The organism is Paraglaciecola sp. L3A3 (genome assembly GCF_009796765.1).
Classification (GTDB): Bacteria; Pseudomonadota; Gammaproteobacteria; order Enterobacterales; family Alteromonadaceae; genus Paraglaciecola.
Map to the genome: position 1 here is coordinate 3,739,948 of NZ_CP047023.1, position 23,305 is coordinate 3,763,252.

17 protein-coding genes are annotated in these 23,305 nt (G+C 40.3%); 13 read left to right on the forward strand and 4 right to left on the reverse strand.

What is annotated here, in order from left to right; translation table 11 throughout:
* Window positions 1-306: 306 nt before the first annotated feature.
* Entirely contained in the window at window positions 307-1,758 is a 1,452-nt protein-coding gene (locus tag GQR87_RS15555) for a hypothetical protein (RefSeq protein WP_158970887.1), read from the forward strand.
* A gap of 118 nt (window positions 1,759-1,876) precedes the next feature.
* Here GQR87_RS15555 and GQR87_RS15560 read toward each other — a convergent pair whose 3' ends face one another.
* On the reverse strand, window positions 1,877-4,240 hold the full coding sequence (locus tag GQR87_RS15560) for a beta-galactosidase (protein ID WP_158970889.1): 2,364 nt from the start codon (window positions 4,238-4,240) through the stop codon (window positions 1,877-1,879).
* 327 nt (window positions 4,241-4,567) lie between these two features.
* On the opposite strand from GQR87_RS15560, the gene GQR87_RS15565 reads away from it, so the two are divergent.
* The 3 genes from GQR87_RS15565 to GQR87_RS15575 all read left to right on the forward strand — a co-directional run bounded on the left by GQR87_RS15565 (window position 4,568) and on the right by GQR87_RS15575 (window position 10,500).
* Window positions 4,568-7,765: a response regulator gene (locus GQR87_RS15565; RefSeq protein ID WP_158970891.1), complete on the forward strand. Its 3,198-nt coding sequence runs from the start codon at window positions 4,568-4,570 to the stop codon at window positions 7,763-7,765.
* Between the two features lie 71 nt (window positions 7,766-7,836).
* On the forward strand, window positions 7,837-9,837 hold the full coding sequence (locus GQR87_RS15570) for a DNA topoisomerase III (RefSeq protein ID WP_158970893.1): 2,001 nt from the start codon (window positions 7,837-7,839) through the stop codon (window positions 9,835-9,837).
* A 138-nt stretch (window positions 9,838-9,975) separates the two neighbouring features.
* Entirely contained in the window at window positions 9,976-10,500 is a 525-nt protein-coding gene (locus GQR87_RS15575; protein ID WP_158970895.1) for a hypothetical protein, read from the forward strand.
* 362 nt (window positions 10,501-10,862) lie between these two features.
* On the opposite strand, the gene GQR87_RS15580 is transcribed toward GQR87_RS15575, so the two are convergent.
* Window positions 10,863-12,440: a cryptochrome/photolyase family protein gene (locus tag GQR87_RS15580; RefSeq protein WP_158970897.1), complete on the reverse strand. Its 1,578-nt coding sequence runs from the start codon at window positions 12,438-12,440 to the stop codon at window positions 10,863-10,865.
* Window positions 12,430-12,597, reverse strand: coding sequence for a DUF2256 domain-containing protein (locus GQR87_RS15585; protein WP_158970899.1), 168 nt, complete (start codon window positions 12,595-12,597; stop codon window positions 12,430-12,432). Before GQR87_RS15585 ends, GQR87_RS15580 begins: the two co-directional genes overlap by 11 nt.
* A gap of 365 nt (window positions 12,598-12,962) precedes the next feature.
* On the opposite strand from GQR87_RS15585, the gene GQR87_RS15590 reads away from it, so the two are divergent.
* The 5 genes from GQR87_RS15590 to GQR87_RS15610 all read left to right on the forward strand — a co-directional run bounded on the left by GQR87_RS15590 (window position 12,963) and on the right by GQR87_RS15610 (window position 17,826).
* Window positions 12,963-14,018 (forward strand): isopenicillin N synthase family oxygenase, encoded by a 1,056-nt coding sequence (locus GQR87_RS15590; RefSeq protein ID WP_158970901.1) that lies wholly within the window; start codon window positions 12,963-12,965, stop codon window positions 14,016-14,018.
* Window positions 14,018-14,980 carry a hypothetical protein gene (locus tag GQR87_RS15595; RefSeq protein ID WP_158970903.1) on the forward strand — a complete coding sequence of 321 codons (963 nt, stop codon included), beginning with the start codon at window positions 14,018-14,020 and terminating at the stop codon, window positions 14,978-14,980. Before GQR87_RS15590 ends, GQR87_RS15595 begins: the two co-directional genes overlap by 1 nt.
* 43 nt (window positions 14,981-15,023) lie before the next feature.
* On the forward strand, window positions 15,024-16,103 hold the full coding sequence (locus tag GQR87_RS15600; protein WP_158970905.1) for a putative urea ABC transporter substrate-binding protein: 1,080 nt from the start codon (window positions 15,024-15,026) through the stop codon (window positions 16,101-16,103).
* A gap of 313 nt (window positions 16,104-16,416) precedes the next feature.
* The gene (locus GQR87_RS15605) at window positions 16,417-17,577 is read left to right on the forward strand and encodes a Na/Pi symporter (RefSeq protein WP_158970907.1); all 1,161 of its coding nucleotides are present in this window, start codon (window positions 16,417-16,419) and stop codon (window positions 17,575-17,577) included.
* A 12-nt stretch (window positions 17,578-17,589) separates the two neighbouring features.
* Window positions 17,590-17,826 carry a hypothetical protein gene (locus GQR87_RS15610; protein ID WP_158970909.1) on the forward strand — a complete coding sequence of 79 codons (237 nt, stop codon included), beginning with the start codon at window positions 17,590-17,592 and terminating at the stop codon, window positions 17,824-17,826.
* Window positions 17,827-18,149: 323 nt separating this feature from the next.
* On the opposite strand, the gene GQR87_RS15615 is transcribed toward GQR87_RS15610, so the two are convergent.
* On the reverse strand, window positions 18,150-18,314 hold the full coding sequence (locus GQR87_RS15615; RefSeq protein ID WP_158970911.1) for a hypothetical protein: 165 nt from the start codon (window positions 18,312-18,314) through the stop codon (window positions 18,150-18,152).
* 415 nt (window positions 18,315-18,729) lie between these two features.
* On the opposite strand from GQR87_RS15615, the gene GQR87_RS15620 reads away from it, so the two are divergent.
* From GQR87_RS15620 to GQR87_RS15635, 4 genes are all read left to right on the forward strand, one after another.
* Complete coding sequence (locus GQR87_RS15620; RefSeq protein ID WP_158973043.1) at window positions 18,730-20,550, forward strand: YdiU family protein; 1,821 nt, start codon at window positions 18,730-18,732, stop codon at window positions 20,548-20,550.
* Between the two features lie 391 nt (window positions 20,551-20,941).
* The gene (locus GQR87_RS15625; RefSeq protein ID WP_158970913.1) at window positions 20,942-21,232 is read left to right on the forward strand and encodes a helix-turn-helix transcriptional regulator; all 291 of its coding nucleotides are present in this window, start codon (window positions 20,942-20,944) and stop codon (window positions 21,230-21,232) included.
* A complete protein-coding gene (locus tag GQR87_RS15630) occupies window positions 21,222-22,625 on the forward strand; it encodes a type II toxin-antitoxin system HipA family toxin (RefSeq protein WP_158970915.1) in 1,404 nt (467 codons plus the stop codon). Before GQR87_RS15625 ends, GQR87_RS15630 begins: the two co-directional genes overlap by 11 nt.
* Before the next feature lie 151 nt (window positions 22,626-22,776).
* Window positions 22,777-23,196, forward strand: coding sequence for a ribosome recycling factor family protein (locus tag GQR87_RS15635; protein WP_158970917.1), 420 nt, complete (start codon window positions 22,777-22,779; stop codon window positions 23,194-23,196).
* Window positions 23,197-23,305: the final 109 nt, after the last annotated feature.

Genomic DNA, 23,305 nt, shown 5'->3' on the forward strand with positions numbered 1-23,305 from the left:
CATGGCTAAAGCTAAAAAAACACTTAAACAAAAAATCAAATCAAGCAAAGCTAAAATTGCTAAGCAAAAAAATAAACTAGCTAAACTTAAGAAACAACTTAAAAAAGCTAAATAATATAGAAGGGGCTCACTGCCCCTTTTCTTTTTGAATAACCGCTAGCTAATACCACTATTTATTAAATTTAAAACTGAGTTTCCAACACTCTGCACTTTTTCTGCGGAAAATATTTTTATCAACAACACTTATATAGGGTATATTTAGCTTCTAAGCACTTTAAAACATAATAGGTTAACTCAGGCAAATATATGCACGGAACAACTGGTGAATCTAATTCGACAAAAGTGATTAACAGCTTAGTAAAACATATCAGTAGCCAGACATATGTTAAAGACTCCCTATTTGAAGAAGCAGCCATCTATTTTGCAACCGCAGAACAAGAAAAACAAAAGATTGCCCACTTAGAAGCTGACATTCAAGCAGCAATAAAAGATTACACACAAGCCCCCGCGTCTGCAAAATCCAGTTTAAAAGAAGAACTAAAACTTGTTCAACGTAAACATAAATTAGAGTTTTCACGGCAGCAAGCCTTACAGGCTGAAAGACGAGAAAAAGTCATCCATATATCTAGTTTACTTATCAAAACAGCAGAAGGCGAAGATTGGGACGAAACCCAAAGTAATAGTGCCAAAGTATTAGGTACCTTGTTTTTGCAATCGCCACGACAGGGTAAAAAACTGGGAAATTTACATCAAAGACTTAAACCTGCTTATAAAGCAGTGTTGGCATTGCGCTTGTTAGACAAATTATTATTAGATGAAAAAATAACTTATCCTTACATAATCTCCCATTACCAAGCTGAAAGTCGATATAGTAAAAAATCAAAGGACCTTAGCCAATTTCAGCAGGAAGTATGTTTACCCATAGTTATAGCCGCTATTTTTCAAGATATCGGCTTACAACATCCTGATGCACAGCTATTATTAAGAGGAGAGGACGGAAAACAAGATGAGTTTAGGTTATTAGAAAAAGATACTCGTATACGTTTACTTAAACTCAACCACAAACACACATTAGATTATCTTAAACTAGGTATTGGCGTTGACCAGTATGTGGGTAATTCGAAAATAGAAAGGGATCTTTTTGAGCAAAATGAACAAGCTAAATTAAAGTTTATTCGCACTTTAATAGTTGATGCAATAAAACCTAAGCTTGATTTAGGTAATATCATTAAAATTCCCCATATTTATAGTTCGATTATCTTTTCGACCAAAACTAATACTGACTACGGTGACACCCCAAAAGCTGGAATGGTAATAGCTAAGGCGGCAGAAAACGGCTCTGTTAACCAAATAATAGCTGATCACTTCATTCAAATTGTTGGGCACTTCCCCCAAGGATTTGGTATTACCTATATACCGTTAGATAAAAATGGCAAGTGGTTAGACAGATATGAATATGCCATTGTGACTCATCTTAACCCTAAACAACCACAATTACCGATTTGTCGCGGCGCCACTCGTAATTTAACATTCAATTCAACAGGTCTTTTATTTTCAGTTTCTAAAGAAAGTAACCTGTACTTTTCCATAGCCAGAAAAAAGTTGTCTACCGTACCGCCAGAGCGTTTAAAGGAAATACTAAAACAGCTATGTTCCAACTTTGAAGAAAGAAAAGATCTGGAGTTAATCCCCAAATACTGGCAAGCATACGACTATTTTTCCTATATGAAGCTACAAAACTTATGGAAAAAAACTTAAAACAATTAAGTGATAGCCTGCAATATATAAAAAAGGGAAATGTCTAAACATTTCCCTAATAAAATATTTTTAAGACTGATCAAGTAACAATAAGCAGCCCAGAGTTAAGCATTCAAAGCTACTTTTGCAAATAACCATAACGTCTTGGGTAAAGGTTTTGATGCACTTCTTTGGCAGCTTCAACCATATGTTCGTATGGCACATCGGTGACTCGCACCATTCCAGTATTATAGTTTTCTCCGTCATATGCACGACCAGCTATTAGCCCATCAGAAAACTGGAACATATGTGCCCCAACAAAATATGGATTGTCGATGACCGATTCTAAATATTTCTTCAGTTTATAACCACGATCTTTTTGATCTGCTGCTATCACAATACCAGGATGTACATGGCCCGCATCGTCTGCACCAAAACTAAATTCCCCCACTAAACTTGGCTTATCTAATTCTTTCAAAAACTCCCATTTGTTAGGAATTATCCCTTCTTGATATACATTGTAAGTGATCACGTCACTGTTTTCTGCAGCAGCTCTAAGTATTTCCATAGGCATGCCCCAAAGTGGTAAGCGTGAACCTAAATACAGGTGATTAGGCATTTTAGACTTCATGGCTTTATTTACTGTAGAGAAGTATTGGGTACCATAATCATAAAGTAAATCAGCATAATCCTGTTGCTGAGTTTCTGTGTTAAAACTAGCATCGATACCCTTGGCAAATTCATCCCAAGAAGCGATGTTTTTATTCCAGGCTTTATTTAAAGCAGCAATAGTCTGGTATTTGTTTTTCAAGGTTTTGGTAAATGCAGCTTTAGCATGCACTTCTGCGGCATCACGAGTTAAAGTATTTAATATAATGCCATAACGAGTTTCTGGGCTAGTGCTACGACCGAAACTTTGTTCGTTATCCATAAATACCCCCATACACCAAGGCGTGTTATTGATTTGTGCTGCAACATGTTCAGCAGCAATTACTGCACGTGCATAGAATCTAGGATCATAAGCATCAGGCACACCATGCCAAAAATCAAAACCACTACTTAAAGTACCAAACTCACCAATAATGTCGGCAAAAGCCACAAATGGAATTTGATTATTGCCATAATATTCTTCTTGAGACCAGTTACCTAAAGAAGTAAAACCCCAATCTTGCATACGTCTTACGTTCACACTACGCCAAGTATCTAAGTAAGATTCTTTATAGGTTTCGCCATAACGACGCTCTAGGTTGGCACTATAAAAACTAAAAGTTTCGCCTTGTTTTAATGGGCCGCTTTGTGTTTCACGACGGTAACCGAAGTGATTACCTAAATCATCGTTATAATCAGGTAACCAGTTAAATACGCTAGCACGAGTTTCGTTAGTCACATGGCGACTTGGCACCGCTTCGTCGTTGACTCGGTTAAGAGGTTGATCGTCTTCTGCAACAGTCATGTCAGCAGTACGTTTAGCAATAAACTTTTCATCAAAGCCATAACCCGTCATAGTTGACGAGTTAGATAAACGCATAATGTCGATACCTGTCGAGAAGTACAAATAACCTTCAGGATCAACCAATGCCCATTTACCCTCTACTTTTTCAGTACGGAAAAACCCGGTCGCTTCCAGCTTAGGCCCGTCTTTCCAACCGTGGAATTTAGAACGGTCAGCCATTGACTCACCTTTGAGGGTGGCTAACTCTGCAGCGGTAACTTGTTTTAACTCTTCTTCAGAGTGAATTTTTCCTGGATAATCTACTTTGGCATTTTGACCAAATTCATCGATTAGTCCCACTAAGAATTTTTGATCCATTTCAGGGTTTTGACGTAAACGGATGTTGTCGATAGTGAATTGTCTGTTACTTAATAAACCTTTGCTGTTAAAGGCAATAGCAGTAATACCTGCAATATTCAGACGTTTTTTACCCCAAAAAGAATAAGCTTGTTTATCGTCTGATTGCCAAGTAACAGGATTGGAACGAAAACCCGATTCAAAATTGAACTCTGTGTCAGAACCCCATTCTGGATCTTTTTGATCATGGCCATCCATTTTTGCATAATGAGTTTGGCTTTTACCCACTGGCACCACTAACCCGCGAGTGTAAAAGCTACCATCGATATCGCTAATGGTTAAGTCAATCTGCACTGATTCAGTACCATGATTGGTTAAATCAAATGCTAAGTTAAAATCACTATACTCACTCCAATCAAATGGCGTGGTTGGCCTAAGTACTAAACCAGCCTGATCGCTTGTAAAATTAACTAATAATGAATGTTTACCCTCAATGGCTTGCTTATCTGAGGTTAAGCTTGAGTTACCATTATTAACTTTAATTTCAGCAGGGACTTGACCATTTTCAAAGTCATACAAAACCACATCATCAGTGACAGTCACAACTGCCATATGATTGTTGGTATCTGTGGCGTTACAGCCAAGCAGAATAGGAGATAAAAACGAAGCAAGTAACACACTTGTTCCGAGTCTTTTGTTTGGTTTAATAATCATAATAATCCTGTTTGTAAACAACCGCGCACAATAATAAATATTCACTAAAACATGATAATATAACACAGGTCAACCCTATGTTAATAGTATATTGTTAACAATATGTATAATAAAATTGAATTAATTTATAACAGTATTTTTGTTCTATTTTTGATTATAAGACAACGCTGACCATCCTCACCTTGGTGACGCCTATTATCCGAGCTAATTTATCACAGCTTGTATTTTGACAATATCTAGCTATCCACCTATATTGGTCTTCTTCATGCTGTAGGTAATACTATAGTTCTGATTTACCTCGAATTTAGATATAACTTAGGCTTCACTATGATGAACAGTTTTACCTTTGGACTTCGTGCTAAGACAACTGTGATATTAGGCGGTCTAATTGCAGTATCGCTCTTAATTATCAGCTACACCAGCAACTTGCAATCAAGAAATATCGCCGAGACTAAGGTTCTGGAGCTAGAGCAAAGTAAGTCTTCAGTACTTAAGCATACGATTGAAGTCGCCTTAGAACATCATCATCAAACCTTACAATCCTTGAGCGATACACCACCTATCCAAGCCATAATAAGAGCTCGTGCTAATAATGGCATAGATCCGCTAAATGGCGATACCTTAGAAGCATGGCGTCAACGCCTAACAATCATTTTAAAGGCCTTTATCACCAACCATACTGAATACCAGCAGTTAAGATTCATCGATGCCGCAGGTAAAGAAATAGTTAGAGTTCAGCGCAATGGTAATGGTCAGATAAATGAAGTGACACTGAATGACCTGCAAAATAAAGCCGATACAGCTTATGTAATTGAAACACTAAAATTAAAAAACCGAGAAACCTATTACTCTAGTGTCAACCTAAACAGAGAATATGGTGCTATTCAATTACCCCATACTCCAGTATTAAGGATAGCGACCCCCGTTTTTGCGGCCGATGAAACAGTATCTGGGGTTATGGTATTAAATTTATCGACCGAACAATTATTTGCGGGGATAACTTCTGATATAAATGGCACACAACGAACAATTGTTGATGAAAATGGATTTTATATCAAACACCTTGATGCCTCTAAAACCTTCGGATTTGACTTGGGCATCGACTACAAATTAAGCACCGATGAACCTTTTATGGCTAAAACCATACTCAATCAGGATTCATTTATACGCTATGATAAAAACGAAAAGGAGCTGGAAGGATTTGAGAAAATATTTTTCTCCCCCTTAGATAAAAGTCGATATTGGGTGTTGATCTTTCATATTCCAGAAAACTTAGTATTTTCAGAGATCACCACCTCTTTACAAAAAATATTGATATTCAGTTTACTTATGGGCATATTGTCGATTGTATTTGTCATTTGGTTTATTTCACGAAAAATCCTCACTCCAGTTGTAACAATGGCGCAAGCATGTGATCGTTTTAAGGGCGGTGATTTGACAGTGCGTCTTGACACTGGCTCCGTTAGCGATGAAATTCTTACCCTATATCAAGGCATCAATACCTTTGTTGAAAAGCAACAACAGGCAACCGCCCTATTGAATAATGAAGTTATTGCTAAAACCAAGCGTCTTTCTGCGGTCATCGATAATATTGTGGATGGCATAATTACTATCAGTGAGCACGGCATAATCGAATCATTTAACCCCGCAGCCAGAAAAATTTTTGGTTATACAGACGAAGAAGTGATTGGTCAGAATATCAAAATCCTAATGCCTGAACCTTATCAGAGCGAACATGATAATTATCTGCGTAACCATGTAACAACGGGAGAAAAAAAGGTTATCGGCATTGGTCGTGAATTTATCGGCCTACGTAAAAATGGCTCTACCTTTCCTATGGAGTTAGGGGTGAGTGAACTTGAAATCGATAATATCAAACATTTTGTGGGTATTGCCCGTGATATCACCGAACGTAACCAAACCGAAATAGCGCTAAACAAGGCCAAACTCAATGCCGAACAAGCCAGCTTGGCCAAGAGTGAATTCCTCGCTAACATGAGTCACGAAATCCGCACGCCAATGAATGGGGTGATAGGTATGACCAATCTATTGCTAGACACAGAACTCACCCCAGAACAGTACAACTTCGCCAAAGTAGTGAAAAACAGTGCCAAATCATTGATGGTCATCATCAATGATATCCTCGATTTTTCTAAAGTAGAAGCCGGTATGCTGGAAATGGAAGCCATCGACTTCGACATGGGGTCGCTGATGAATGAGTTCGGCAACAGCATTGCGGTTCGTGCCCACGAAAAAGGGCTGGAATTGATTTGCCCAGCTAACCCGGTGATAAATCAGTGGTACAACGCTGATCCTGGGCGTATCCGTCAAATACTCAACAATTTGGTAGGTAACGCCATTAAGTTTACTGAAAAGGGCGAAGTAGCAGTGTATTTCACCATACAGCAGCAAACTGAATCGCGTACTCAAATGATCATTGAAGTGACCGACACAGGAATAGGACTGAGCGCTGAACAACAAAGTGGGCTTTTTGAACGTTTCAGTCAGGCTGACGGGAGTACCACCCGTAAGCACGGGGGGACTGGACTAGGGCTAGCTATCAGTAAACAATTAGTTGAACTAATGGGCGGAAACATAGGTATTAGCAGTATAGAAGGCATAGGTTCTACTTTCTGGTTTACTCTTGATCTTGAAAACGCTGACGCTTCAGCATCCGAACATCCTGAAGCTGAACTACACGGGCAAAAAATATTAGTGGTAGATGACAATCTTACCAACCGTAAATTACTTGGACATTTACTGACTCACTGGCAAGTGGAACATGAGCTAGTTGAAAATGCCAGAGACGCACTCACAAGTCTTACCGCTGCGATTGATAACAACGCCCCTTTTAATATCGCGATAATCGATATGCAAATGCCTGACATGGATGGAGCACAACTAGGTGCGATGATCAAAAGTACCCCTGATTTAGCCAAAACTCATTTAATGATGCTTACATCTCAAGGTCAGCGCGGTGATGGCAAAAAATTAAAAACAGCGGGATTTAGCGCGTACCTCAACAAACCCATAGATCAATCCATTCTTCGTAACTCACTAATGCAGGTTGCAGGGCTCACTTCTGATGAAGGTCCATTAGTCACGGCATACACAGCCCGTAAAAAACTCCAATTTAAAGCCAGAGTGTTAGTAGTAGATGACAATATGATCAACCAGATCGTCGCCCAATCTTTACTAGCACAATTTGGCATACATTCTGATTTAGCTGCCAATGGCGAAGAAGCGCTAGCGGCACTAGAGAATTTACCTTATGACTTAGTGTTCATGGATTGCCAGATGCCAATAATGGATGGCTTTGAAGCCAGTCGCTGTATTCGTGCCTCTCAGTCCAAAGTGCGTGACAAAAATATCCCTATAGTTGCCATGACTGCCAACACTATGCGGGGTGACAAAGACAAGTGCCTAGCAGCAGGTATGAATGACTTTATCTCAAAACCTGTAGAAACACCTAAACTGCAGCTGATATTAGAGCATTGGTTATCTGACTTTCAAATACTGGATTAAGGGGCCGTCTATTTTACTTGTTCAAAAGTCTAAAACAGACTACTGTATAAAAAAACACTAAAAATATTTTTATGCGACTTTTTATTGCTGAAAAACCCAGCTTAGGCCGTGCCATTGCCGATGTATTACCCAAACCCCACAAAAAAGGTGATGGCTACATTAGTGCTGCCAATGGCGATACCGTCAGCTGGTGCGTCGGGCATTTACTCGAACAACAACAACCCGAAGCTTACAACCCTCTGTTTAAAAAATGGAGCCACGAACACCTGCCCATTATTCCCCAGCACTGGCAACTGGCAATAAAAAAACAAACTGCCAAACAACTAGGGGTATTACGCACTTTAGTTAAACAAGCTGATCAGCTAGTACATGCTGGCGATCCTGATCGTGAAGGGCAACTATTAGTTGACGAAGTAATCAATTTTTTAGGCGTAAAGGGAGCTAAAAAAAATACCATCCAACGTATACTGATCAACGACTTAAATCCCTCGGCAATCAAACAATCACTAAATAAACTACGTGACAACCGAGATTTCATCCCCTTGTCTACCTCAGCTTTAGCCCGATCTCGTGCTGACTGGTTATATGGCATCAATTTAACTCGCGCTTATACCTTACAAGGACAAAAAGTCGGCTACAAAGGTGTGTTGTCTGTAGGGCGAGTACAAACCCCTTTATTAGGCTTAGTGGTGCGCCGAGACCAAGCCATAGACGATTTTGTTAGTAAACCTTTTTATGAAGTTTGGGCCCAGCTCGAAACCCAAAAAGGCGAAACCGAGACAGGTGAGCACTTTAAAGCCAAATGGCAACCCAGTGAACATTGTGCTAAATATCTCGACGAACAAGGGCGTAATTTGTCACAAGCCCTGGCGCAAAATGTGGCAGGCCGAGTGAGTCAACAAGCAGCAAAAGTTAAAAACCTTAAGCGAGAGCACAAAAAACAGGCGCCTCCCCTGCCCTATAATTTATCTTCATTACAAATTGATGCCAGCAAAGCCTTTGGTTTAAGTGCCCAGCAAGTATTAGATGTGTGTCAGGGCTTATACGAACGACATAAATTAATTACTTACCCTCGTTCAGATTGCCGCTATTTACCCTTAAGCCATTTTAAACAGGCTAAAGAGGTACATGCCGCCATAATGGCCAATAGCCAACATTTGGCTCAGCAAGGTAATCTGTTTAGCCAAACCCAATTTGATTTAAACCAAAAGTCTAAAGCTTGGAATGACAAAAAGGTCGATGCTCACCACGCTATTATACCCACCCAAAAAATCAGTAATAACTTGTCTGGTAATGATGCCAAAGTATATAGCTTAATATGCAGAAACTACTTAGCCCAGTTTTTACCCCACCATGAGTTTTACGCAGTACGGGTTGAAGTAGAGATAGCCGCAGGTCTCTTTGTGGCTGTGGCTAAAGAGCTAATTAATCAAGGCTGGAAATCCATATTCGTACAAGGCCGAAGTAAAGCTAACGAACAAAGCTCAAAGGCCAACAGCAATAATAACGACGAGCAACAACTATTACCTAAATTAAGCCTTGGTCAAAACCTTAAATCATTACAGGCAGAAGTGTTAGAAAAACACACCTCGCCACCCAAGGCATACACAGACGCCACTTTATTAGCTGCCATGACAGGCATTAGTGCCCATGTTAGCGACCCACAATTACGAAAAATACTCCGCGACACAGACGGACTAGGCACAGAAGCCACTAGAGCGGGCATTATCGAACTATTATTTTCGAGAGGATTTTTAATCCGTAATGGTAAAACAATTAGCTCAACCATCACCGGAAAAAGTTTGATTAACGCCCTACCCGACGTCGCCACCTCCCCAGACATGACAGCTCGTTGGGAAGCCGAATTAACAGCGATTAGTGAAGGCACTAGCCAATATCAAAAGTTAATGCTCCCGTTAGAACAACAACTGAAAGACTTAGTCATACAAAGCCGCCAAGTGTTACCCCAAGGCTTAGCTGGTTTAGGTACACAAAGCTTTGCCAAAAAACGTAAAGGCCAAGGCCGCAGTGGCAAAAGTGCTAAGTTTACTAAGAAAAGCAACAAGCCTTAAGTTTAACTAGCTAGCTGATGTATCAAACTGAAGAACCTTAGATAGATTGAAGTCACAAAAACTATTTGCTGAAATTTACTAAATATTAGCTTTGAGCAAAAGTGAAGATGTACATATTTGCTGCTATTATCTTATTTTGTGATGGTGAAAAAAATCTCAAAAATCAAAACAATAAGCATATTGACAGGGAGCGGGATTAAAATGAACGGAAACAAACGAATTATAAATGTTTTAATATTTGCAGCGCTGTTTTTCGGCACCTATTTGCTTTTAGTTGGCTTTGATTTAGCGGTAGATTTTCAGACTGGTTTACCGATTTTTTATGGTCTGTTATTTTTCGTCTACGCCCTGATGTTGAAGTTTGGCTGGATTGAAAAACCCACCCCGCAAAATCGAAAAAGCGTAGCAGACCCCTTTAATCATCTGAAAATTCAAGATCACGATTTATACATAAATAAGCATAAAATCCCTTTAGTTAAAATCAAAAAAATAGTGCTCGATAAAGTCAAAGCCTTAGATGGCAATACAGAACAAGGTTTAGTGCAATTGCCTTTTAACCAACAAAAAGGACAAATCCCAGAATTATGGTTTGACGCAAAGCATCTTAAATCCTTAAAGGATTTTCTCAAACAACACATACCTCAAGCTGAATTTATTAAGTAACGTTTAGCGCTTCACTTTTTTTGAAGATTTAATAAAAAAATGAACCTGCAAATAAATGTTCGTCTGTGTATTTTCAACAGGTATTAGCAACCTCTTTCTAGAACGACTACTAATTTAACCTAAATACTGGATAAGCCGAACCTCTCGATAACACTCTTTTTGTGCCTAGCCGCGTTGGAGGAGAGTCTAGCAATAACACGTTATTACGTACGACAATCCGCATTGCTATACACGAAAAATTTCGTCACCGAGTAAGCATCCAGGTAAGGTGATTTGGGTGAATATTATTAAGCTATTGAATTGTAATGATAAATTCAGATTATACGATACTTCTTATCCAGAACTCAGGTTAATTTAATTTGTTAAATTTTCTCTAAGTTTTGCAAATAATAGTTAGCTTTATCTAACGTAGCTTGTTGTTGCTCTATGGGTTGCTTTCGCCAATTTTTATAGACCATAGCTTGTCGAGGATTCGATTCAAATAGCAGGCTGTGTTTTTCCATAAAGTGCCAATAAAGGCTATTTAAGGGGCAAGCATTGTCTGTGGTTTTTTGTTTGACGTCATAATGACAACTTTGACAATAATCACTCATTTTATTCACATAATTACCGCTGGCGGCATACGCTTTGGACGCAATCAGTCCACCATCGGCAAATTGACTCATGCCCCGAGTGTTGGGTAATTCAACCCATTCAATGGCGTCGACATAGATACCCAAATACCAGCGATCAACTTGTACAGGGTCAATACCCGTGAGTAAACAAAAGTTACCTGTGATCATCAAACGTTGAATGTGATGGGCATAACTATATTGTAATGATTGTTTGATGGCATGATGTAAACAATTCATTTTTGTGTCACCGTTCCAAAACCATGAAGGTAAGTCGTTATTTGCTTGTAACGCATTCTTTGCATGATATTGCGGCATGTTAATCCAATACATGCCACGAATAAATTCACGCCAACCTACAATTTGTCTGATAAAACCTTCAACCTGAGCAAGGTTAATTGCATCATCGGCTTGATAATGTTTAATTACAGTATCAACCACAAGTTTAGGCGATATCATTTTACTGTTTAAAGAAAAAGACAGCCTAGAATGATAAAGACTCCATTGCTTCTGGGTAATAGCGTCATCGGCATTGCCTGTCATTGCGTCTTGAAAAGTACCAAATGATGGAAGTAAATAACGGCAAAAGAAATCAAGTAATTGTAAACTTTGCTGACGATTAATTGGCCATAATAATTGTGAATCACCATCCCCCATTGTATTGATTTTATGGCGTTCAATACGCTCATTGATCTGGCTCACATCATGACTAAAAACCAATGGAGCAGGAATCAATGACATATCCTTTTTTTTCAGCTTATTACGGTTTTGTTGGTCAAAATTCCACTTACCGCCATCTGGGTTATTGTTTTGGTCGACAAGTAGCTTAAAACGCTTGCGCATATAGCGATAAAAAAACTCCATTCTGTGACTCGTTTCAGCTTTAAAATGCTCAGGTAATTCTTTATGCGGTAAGTAAAAATGTTCAGATTCAACACAAGCGAATAAAATATTTATGCCTGCCAATTGTTGGCAAAATTTAGTCAGTTGCTGAGATAATCGATATTCATCAGGTTGCTGATATTCGAACAGCTGCACATCATTTTTTAATAAATCTGTTAATAGTTCGGGAAGATCAGTGTATTTTTTGGTCTCATCTAAGGTTAAATGCAACACTCGATGCCCTGCGCTTTTTAAAGCGTCAGCAAAAGCCGTCATAGCGGCAAAAAAAGCCTGAATTTTTTGCACATGATGTGTCACATAAGAGGTTTCTTGATGCAACTCGGCAATGACATAAGTACAATTTTCATCCACCTCTTTAAACCAAGAGTGAGAAGCGTTCAATTGGTCGCCTAAAATAAGGCGTAATGTATTTTGCTTATGATGCATGCGTTCTTTTCTCGTTGAAACAGCGTTTTGAACAATAGATAACGTTCTGCCAATCACGTTGCCATTTTTTACGCCAGTAAAATGGCCTGTGGCAGTTAGCGCATAGCTTTTGGGGTAGAGCCGCTTTCCCCTTATGCTTGTGTTCTCGATTGGGCATATTGTTTCCGTGGAATAATCGTTAAAATCAACTCTTGTGCTAGTGCTAACGACTTAATTGACTTATATACGTATCAACAGTGTTTTTTGATTAGTTCACTTGTTCTAATTTTGTGCATTCGCACATTATGTGCGCATTTTCGCATACATCTAATTACGACAAAAACTTTTAACCTATTGTTAATTAAGATTATTATTTTCCATTTGTTTATGGCGCATATATTGCTTTTTTTAATCACACAGTCACAGAATTCTGTGACTGTGTGATTAAAATAGATTAAAACCCGGGACGACTCGGGGTAGGCATAACCTACTAACTTCTCTGGACGGCCAGATAACATTTTGATTTTATATCAGGAGATTGTTATGACGCCACATCCCTCAAAAGATAAACATACTGCATTCCAACAACTTCCCATTGTGGATATCAGTTTATTATCATCAGCCGATCTTTCAGAACGTAAAAAAGTAGCTGAACAGCTAGGCAAAGCGGCAAGTGAGGTGGGCTTTTTATATATTACTGGACATGGCATTTCAGCAGATATAATTAACCGACTAAAAGATAAAACCCGTGAATATTTTTTACAGCCTTTAGACACAAAGATGACCGATTATATCGGCAACTCTATTAACCATAGTGGTTACGTGCCCGAAGGTGAAGAACAACCTGACGCAGAATCAACTATGGTTGATAACAAAGAAGCCTATGATGTGAATTGTGATTTTTTAGCAGAAACAGGCCGCCGACCTATGTTAGGACCAAATCAATGGTCGGAATTAGCAGGCTTTAAAGAAGATATAAAAGCTTACTATGATGAAGCTATTGCTCTTAGTCATCGATTATTTAAAGGATTCGCTTTGGCACTAGGTTTAGCCGAAGACACCTTTGAATCAATTGTGACATCGCCGCCAAGTCAATTACGTTTAATTCATTACCCATACAATGAAATCAGCCCCGAAAATAGGCCTGGTATAGGGGCACATACAGATTATGAGTGTTTTACCATTTTATTGCCCACCGCCCCAGGCCTTGAAGTATTAAATGGAGCCGGTGATTGGATTGATGTGCCTTTAGTTGACGGTGCCTTTGTCATTAATATTGGCGATATGTTAGAAATACTAAGTAATGGTAACTTTGTAGCCACCGCTCATCGCGTAAGAAAAGTAGCAGAAGAGCGTTATTCATTCCCGCTATTTTGTGCTTGTGATTACGACACTGTTATCTCCCCCCTACCTGAGCTAATCGATCCTGATAAGCCAAATAGTTATAGCCCTCTGGCTTGTGGTGACCACCTTTATGCACAAACCATTCAATCTTTTGCATATCTAAAAAAACAACTTGCCGCAGGTGAGATCCAACTGCCAGAAGGATCAAAAAGTTTATCGTCATTTGGCTATAAGGCAAAGGAGAGCAATACATAATGCATTTACAAGAATTATTAGCCACTGAGATTAAACCTGCAACCCAAGGTGTGCCCGACTGGATGCTTGGGTACTTTAAACGTTATGCCATTAGTTTTGCTGATGGACGAACCGATTTAGAAACCAATGTGTGTTGGTTACAAAGTCGGAATTTCACCCTCGATTTACGCTTACCTATTGCCACCCAACAAGTCACCGCTAAAGCTTGGCAAGATTACACAAAAGATGAGTTACTCGTAATGGCTGATTATGAAGGATGGGAAGCATTATGCGACTGGAAAGATGACATATTAAGTTGGCGAAACACAGACACTTCATTGCAACTTCACAATCGTTGGGTAGAGCCAGGAGTGCTGAAACGTATTGGTAATTGTATGATTGAATTATCACCAAGTGGGGCTTACGTGGAAGACTGGCGATTACAACCTTCTAGCCCAGGTCATTTAGTTGGCTTACGTTTACTAGAAGAGCGAGTAATTGAAACAGGCGAAGTACGACATAGTGGCGGTGGATTAATATTCTGTGGTGATTATGCAGGGCTTGTTTTAGGCCGTTCACAAACCGTAACAGCCACACAAGCATATAATTCATTAAGAGCTCAAGTTGTAGAAGCTCACGGACAGCCTGACAAATTAGCCGCTTTATTTAATTTTGAAACCTCTGTTGCCCAAGGTTCAATTAGCCAAGGTTATCGCATATCAATGTCAACCAAACCAGAACGTGTAGGCGAATACATATGCCCACTCGACGGGTTTGAGTTTGTTGATATTAGTAGTTCAGAAGCACAATTAATTCGTCAAACATTAACCTTTCAGGGTGAACTTTGTGAACGCATATTTGAGGTCGATACGATCGAGCAAAACGTGGGATACGAGCAAGTAACTTCATTCACTCCCGAAGCTAAAACATGGTACCAGCGCGAAGAGAAAACCCTTACCCGCTACTCAAAACCCATATTTTAATTGTTAGCAAAAGCCATATTAAAAATATAAACGAGAAATAAATATGAAAAATTACCAAGCACAATTTTGTAAAATAGTGATTATTTTAGTATCAGTATTCAGTTTAAGTAGCACAGTAAGTGCAAGCCAGAAAAAAGATTCTTTTAAGGTCGCTTGGTCGATTTACTCAGGTTGGATGCCTTGGGGTTATGCCACTGATAATGGCATCATCGATAAATGGGCTAAAAAATATGACATTAAAATAGAAGTCGTAAAATTGAATGACTACATTGAATCAATTATTCAGTACACAGCTGGAGAATTTGATGCCTGTGGCATGACCAACATGGACGCTTTAACCATACCAAGTGTAAGTGGAGTAGACACTACCGGACTTATTCTAGGTGATTACTCAAATGGTAATGACGCGGTCCTATTAAAAGAAGGTAAAACCTTTACTGATATTAAAGGGCAGCACGTTAATTTAGTTGAACTATCCGTGTCACACTACTTATTAGCGCGAGGTTTAGATACCTATGGCATGTCAGAACGAGACATAAGAGTGGTGAACACTTCAGATGCTGATATTGTGTCTTCTTATGCCACGCCAGATGTGACCGCTGCTGCAGTTTGGAACCCACAATTAAGTATGATCCTAGATCAATATCCAGATGCCACAGCCGTTTTTACCTCAGCAGAAATTCCAGGTGAAATTATCGATATGATGGCGGTCAATACCGAGGTATTAAAAGCTAATCCAGACTTTGCTAAGGCACTAGTAGGAGCATGGTTTGAAACAATGCAGTTAATGTCAGCAAATACCGATGCCGCCAAAGCTGCACGCACATCTATGGCGCAAAATTCAGGAACAGATTTAGCTGGCTATGACGCACAATTAAAACTAACTGAAATGTTTTACACCCCAGCAGCGGCATTGGCATTTACTACCAATAAAACCTTATATAACACTATGGATAAAATTCGTAAGTTTTCATTCGATAAAGGTTTATTTGGCGCTGATGCATCCACACCAGATATAGTAGGTATTGAACTGACCGACGGTAAAGTATTAGGTGACACAAGCAATATTAAATTACGTTTTAACTCTAAATTTGTCGAAATGGCAAAAAATGGTGAATTATAAGCTTCTACAGTAAATGAATAATATTCAACAAAAATCGTAAGTCCCCCTAAAAACGGCAGTTTGCAGCTATATTTAACACTCATTAAATCAAGTTGCATTCTGCTTTTTGTTTATGCTTCGTAACATTACGGCGGCAATCACATACTCTGCATTGAACCGCTCTTTTTATCGTCTTGATGATGTGCTTTTAAATTCTCGCTGAGTGTACTTTTAGCGATAACTCAGATTATTCATTGTCTTATCATCAAACTGTCATCCTCCTGACGCATTTCATTCGTATTATCCGCCTGATAAATAAAATTGGAAGATACAAATGAGTGAATTAACGAGCACAATTACAGCGGGTAATTCAGTTCGCACCTCGAATAATATTTCACAGTGGTTAACTGTTGCTGTTTTGGTTTACTTACTTATATGTGCGGTCAGCATAATTGGTGGCGGTTTTAAAATGGCCACAGGAGGGCATGCTAAAGAGTTATTTGAATTTGCCAGTAACCCTTTCGCTGGCTTAGTCATAGGTACAGTCGCCACGGCACTGATTCAATCATCGTCAACGGTAACCGCTATTATAGTCGGATTAGTAGCTGGTGGATTACCGGTTTCTGTAGCTGTTCCTATGGTAATGGGTGCCAATATTGGTACCTCTATCACTAATACCATAGTGTCTTTAGGTCATGTTAAAGCTAAACAAGAATTTGCTAGAGCATTCTCTGCAGCCACTGTTCACGACTTTTTTAATTTATTTTCTGTGTTGATATTTTTACCACTAGAAATTGCATTTGGATTACTCGAAAAGTTAGGCTCTATGCTAGCTCAGTTAGTTTATGGCGGTAATCAAGTGTCAATTGATGGCTTTAATTTTGTTAAGGCAGCCACGTCCCCTGTAGTCAACAATGTAAAATATGCATTGCAATCATTTGGCGATCAGACTGGTGGTATTATCTTAATAATATTCGGCATTGTACTAATTTTTGTCTCTATCACTATAATGGGCAAACTATTAAAGAAACTGATGGTGGGTAAGGCTAAAGAAATTATGCATTCAGCCATTGGCCGCAGTCCGCTTTCGGGGATATTTTCAGGCACTATGGTCACTGTGTTAGTGCAATCATCCTCTACTACCACCTCACTTATGGTACCGCTTGCTGGGTCTGGAGCATTTAGTTTAAAACAAATATATCCATTCACACTTGGCGCTAATATAGGTACTTGTGTCACAGCTGTACTCGCCGCCACTGCGGTAACGGGCAATAGTGAAGCAGCCCTCCAAATTGCCTTTATTCACCTAACATACAATATTTTAGGTGTAGTATTAATCTATGGCGTGCCCTTTTTCCGTTATATTCCAGTAAATTGTGCCCAATGGATGGGACGCAAAGCCTCAGAAAATAAAATGATAGCGCTAGCCTACATTCTATGTGTGTTTTTTATAGTGCCAGCCTTATGCATACTTGTTTCTAATCAATTTCAGTAAGGAGTTAAATGTATGACGAATATCAATGTACTCAGCACCGAACGTTTGCGCGCTTTAATTGAAGACACAGAAGCCACATTAAAACAACTAACGGTAGAACTAGAAAGACGCGAATTTATGCAACAAGCAAATGAACTTGAACATCTAGAAGAACACATGATTGGCGCTGAAATAAGTTTAAATACTATTCGCCAGTTTTTGGCTTACCTTGTGAATGACTTAAAAGACAAACAAGATAAAGCAGTTTAAAACTGCTTTTAGCCTTTTCTCTGTGCCCGCTGTGACAAATCCATTCTTCTTTTGTAGGTCGTCCATTTATGGCGTCTATTGTGCAACATTGACGGGCTAAAGCCACGACCTACATCGCTTTCATCTTTACCTGATTCGCTCAGCTTCATTCTGCTAAGTCTGATTCATTCTGCTTCACGCTGCTTTTCGTCTTTTTCTCTGTGCCCGCTGTGACAAATCCTTTCTTCTTTTGTAGGTCGTCCATTTATGGCGTCTATTGTTCAACATTGACGGGCTAAAGCCACGACCTACATCGCTTTCACCTTTATCTGATTCGCTCAGCTTCATTCTGCTTCACGCTGCTTTTGCTCTTTTCTCTGTGCCCTCTGTGGTTCAAATTCTTTTCTTCTTCTGTAGGTCGTCCATTTATGGCGTCTATTTTTCAACATTGACGGGCTAAAGCCACGACCTACATCGCTTTCACCTTTATCTGATTCGCTCAGCTTCATTCTGCTTCACGCTGCTTTTCGTCTTTTTCTCTGTGCCCGCTGTGACAAATCCTTTCTTCTTTTGTAGGTCGTCCATTTATGGCGTCTATTGTTCAACATTGACGGGCTAAAGCCACGACCTACATCGCTTTCACCTTTATCTGCTTCGCTCAACTTCATTCTGCCCCACGCTGCTTTTCGTCTTTTTCTCTGTGCCCGCTATGGTTCAAATTCTTTTCTTCTTTTGTAGTTCGTCCATTTATGGCGTCTAACTTTCAACATTGACGGGCTAAAGCCACGACCTACATCGCTTTCATCTTTATCTGCTTCGCTCAGCTTCATTCTGCTAAGTCTGATTCACTCTGCTTAGTCTGACTTAATAAGGTAAGATAACCAGTATAAAGATTTATCTGGACACCCTTTGGTACATATAAGCATGACAAACAAACAACCTCAAAAAAACGCAGCATCTATATCAACACTTAACGAGCTAGCAGCCTTGGCCAACTATTCCCTAATGGACACACTCAACTGTGATCCTGATGCCACCCAAAACGGCGTTGACCATGCGCCTCGACAAGTTTTCTCGGGCCATTACGTGCCAGTTAACCCCACGCCTATAAATGATCCAGAGTATGTAGCCCACAGCAAAACCTTGTTCAGTGAACTTGGCTTCGCCGACACTATGGCCCAGTCAGATGACTTCATGCGTATGTTCTCAGGCGACACATCAAGAGTGCCAGCACCAATGCGCAAGACGGGTTGGGCAACGGGGTATGCACTGTCAATTTATGGTACCGAATACATCCAGCAGTGCCCGTTTCGAACAGGCAACGGCTATGGTGACGGTCGCGCAATTTCTGTACTTGAAGCAGTGATTAACGGTCAACGCTGGGAAATGCAGCTCAAAGGAGGCGGTCAAACGCCATATTGCCGCGGTGCAGACGGTCGCGCAGTGTTGCGCTCAAGCATTCGCGAGTTCTTGGCCCAAGAACATATGTACGCCCTAGGCGTACCCACATCACGATCATTAAGTTTGTACGTTTCAAAAACCGATACAGTGCAGCGTCCGTGGTATTCGCCGGGTTCGCTATCGCAAGATCCCGATAGATATATTTATGAATCGACAGCCATATCAACACGTGTTGCGCCGTCGTTCTTGCGGGTTGGCCAACTTGAACTTTTTGCACGTCGTGTTCGCTTCAACCAACACCCCACAGCCATGCAAGAGCTCGAAAAAATCGTGCTACATGTAATTGAACGTGAGTACCCAGGCGTTATCGACAGCCAATTGTCTACCCCTGAAAAAATAGTGTTACTGGCCCGCAAATTTCAAAGCCGACTGGCATCACTGGTAGCGAATTGGATCCGTGTCGGTTTTTGCCAAGGTAACTTCAACAGCGATAACTGCGCAGTTGGGGGCTTTACCCTTGATTATGGTCCTTTCGGTTTTTGCGATATGTTTCAACCCTATTATCAACCCTGGACTGGCGGTGGCCATCACTTCTCGTTCATCAACCAACCCAATGCAGCACAAAAAAACTTCGAGATGTTTTGTTCAGCCTTACGGCCTTTACTGGCAGAGAAGCCCGACTATTTGCTCGCCCTCGAACAGGTTGAAGATGAATTTTCGCAGGTCATGCAAGCGCAAATGAAAACCATGTGGGCCGCCAAGCTAGGTCTTAGCGCGTTGACTGCTACTGGTCACAACAATACCGACTCAGATCAAGCCGCTTTCAACGCAATGCTCAGCGAATTACACACACTGATGCAACACACGCCTGTGGATTACACTATTTTCTTCCGAGAGCTGTCTTCAATACCCAACGATATTAGCCCGTTAAAGAAAAGCTTCTACGAAAACGTGCCTAATAACGCCTCCAAAAACACTACCAATGCTACAGACAATGATACAAAAAGCGCTGAGCTGGACAAACGCTGGACACAGTGGCTAGAAAACTGGAAAACACTGCTGTTTAGCGCCAGTAACACCAATGCCACTTCACCCCGTTCGAGTGACGAAATTTCTAAACAAATGAAGCTAGTTAACCCAAAATACATTTTGCGCGAGTGGTTTGTGGTGCCAGCTTATCAACAAGCAAGTTCGGGAGATTATACGCTAATACAAGAACTGCAAGCTGTGATGACTCAACCCTATGCAGAGCAATCGAAATTAATTGAAGACAAATACTATCGCTTGAAACCAGCTGAATTTTTTGAGGTAGGCGGCTTGTCGCATCTTAGTTGCTCATCGTGATTTTATAAACTTAAAATGAATATAAAAAAGTAGTGCACTTTGACATTGAACCGGGAAGTAAAAAACAATCGTCGCTATGATGACAGCCCCTAATAAATATCTTTCTCCGGACGTCATTCCAGTCATTCCTGCTAACTACTTACAGGAATTACTGGCCTTGAGGTTGGCTGATAATCTTATACCTAATCCCAATTTTTAAACTATGTCCTACCTCCTATCCCCTAAAATCTGCTGTTACTTTCTCTGTGTAGCGCAGCCTCTGTGTTCTTTGTGGCTCATAGATTTTCAGGCTTTAATTACGCCTTCCATCAACAAAAAATAAACACTATTGTATCCATAACAAACAATTAAAGGCTATAATGGACACTATTATATCTTTTTTGTGGCGTATATGAGTTTTTCACTTTTAGACGATACCGATGTTAGTCAAGCTTTTGCTATCCATTTGCGTGATTTACGTAAAAAAGCCAAGTTATCACGACAGGCCCTTGCCGAGCGCAGCTGTGTGCCTGCTTCTACACTTAAAAAGTTTGAGCTCACAGGACAAATTTCATTTCGCCAGCTGCTGCTATTGTGGCAATCATTAGATTCACTTGATCGGCTCTATCAATTGACCCAAGCAAGTTCTACTCGTTTAACTATACCAACCAGTATAGAAGAGGTGCTCAAAGATGAGCTTTAAATCAATTCAGCGGCTAGATGTACAGCGTACTCTCGCAACGGGAGAAGTTGTCTCGGTAGGTGTGTTAGCGCAAAACAGTCAGGGAGTTTTCTTCCAGTACAATGAAGACTATATTGCTAAGTTTGGCAATTTGTCGCCTTTTACTTTGCAAACCGATGCACGACTACAGCCTGCCCCCAAACAACCACATCAAGGTATTCACGGCGTTTTTGGCGATAGCCTTCCCGATGGTTGGGGCTTGCTATTGCAAGATCGCGTGTTCCGTCAGCAAGGAATTCTACCTGCACAAGTGACGGCTATGGATAGGTTAGCGTTCATCGGGCTCCAAGGGATGGGAGCATTAACTTTCACCCCAACATCGGATTTCTGTCTTGATAATAACTCTGATATTGACTTAGCAACACTAGGGCTAGAAGCGCAAACTTTATTTGATCAATCTGTGCTTGACTATAACCAAGCAGATGACTTAGACGGCAACACTCAACAGGTACTGGCAACTTTGGTTGCCGCAGGAAGTTCTGGAGGAGCTCGGCCAAAAGCACAAATCTATATGCCCAATGGAGATGCTCAGCATTGCCGCATTTATGCTGAGCAAGGAGATGAAGCTTGGTTAATTAAGTTTACCTCAGAGAACTTAGCATTAGGTCATGAAGAAGGCTTGTGCGAAGCCGTTTATTTACAAATGGCCGAGCAGGCAAAATGTCAGCCGCCTATTTGGCAGTTAATCGAAGCCCCCTCAAGCAGCGGTGCAAAAGCGTGGCTGGCACTAAAGCGTTTTGATTACTTACCTAATGTACAAAAACTCCCATCTAAATCTAAGGAGCCAAACTTACCAGGTGCTGGACGTTTACATGGAAGCGCTGGACGTTTAAATGGAAGCGCTGGACGCTTACATATGCACAGTGCTTGCGGGCTATTAGATGCCGATTTTCGTAGCCCCAGTTTAGATTATAGCGACCTCATTAAAGCCAGTCGCCAATTATGTAAGTCACCTGCTGCTGGGCAACTTCAATTTCGTCGCGCTATGTTTAATCTATTTGCCGCTAATCAAGATGACCACAGTAAAAACTGGGGCTTTTTACAAGAGGATAACGGTAACTGGCAACTGGCACCTTTCTATGATGTAACCTTTAGCCCTCACCCATTTAATCAACATGCTACTGCCTATGGTGGTTACGGAAAAACGCCACCGCTTAAAGTGATGCAAAAGCTGGCTGCCAGTGCAGGATTTGCAACTTGGAGTGATGCGCAAAAGTGCATCAAAGAAGTGGTTGAGGCAATTAACCAATTTACTCGACTAGCTCAGCAACAAAATATCAGCAAAACAACCATATTAGCGATACAGAAAACACTGGTTCAACGAAGACAAGAAAACGCAGTATTGCTGAGTTAATTTAAATATATGGGTAACCCAATATGAAACTAGGTCGAAATGAACCTTATCCGTGTGGCAGTGGTAAAAAGAACAAATAAGTAGGGAAATATCCGACTTAATGATTTAATAGGTAGTCATAAAGCCTTATTAAACTTGCGCACTCACAGTCATGAATGAAGATATTATCATTGTGCTGCCTTCTCTCATTCACCGAATTGGCAGCGAGACCGCTAAACAAGCAAAAGCAATAGCATTGCAGTATGAATGCGAATTAAAACGAGTACGTCGTTCAAGAAACTGGAGTGTAACGGGTGATGCGATAAAGGTTCAAACTTACGCCATACAGCTAAAAGCACATCAAATGATTTCACATAAGTTAAATAAACAAGGTAATGGTGAGTTTCATTACCTTATCAAGAAGATTGAAACTGCTTTATTGGGACATGCTGATAAATTAGAAACATTAGAAGCAAAGTTGATTCGATTGATCACGCAAACCCCAAGTATTACGTTATCAAAATTGGTATTACTTACCCATTGCACCGAGGCAGAAGCAAGAGTTGCTCGCTTTGAAGCTGAAAGCTGGTAATGAAATACCCAGTACAATTCGCAACACAGTATTTCACCGGTTACTCAGTAAAGAACAGTCATATTTAAATCTCTGAAACAAGAGCCTGATGTTGCTATTTTGGTGGCAA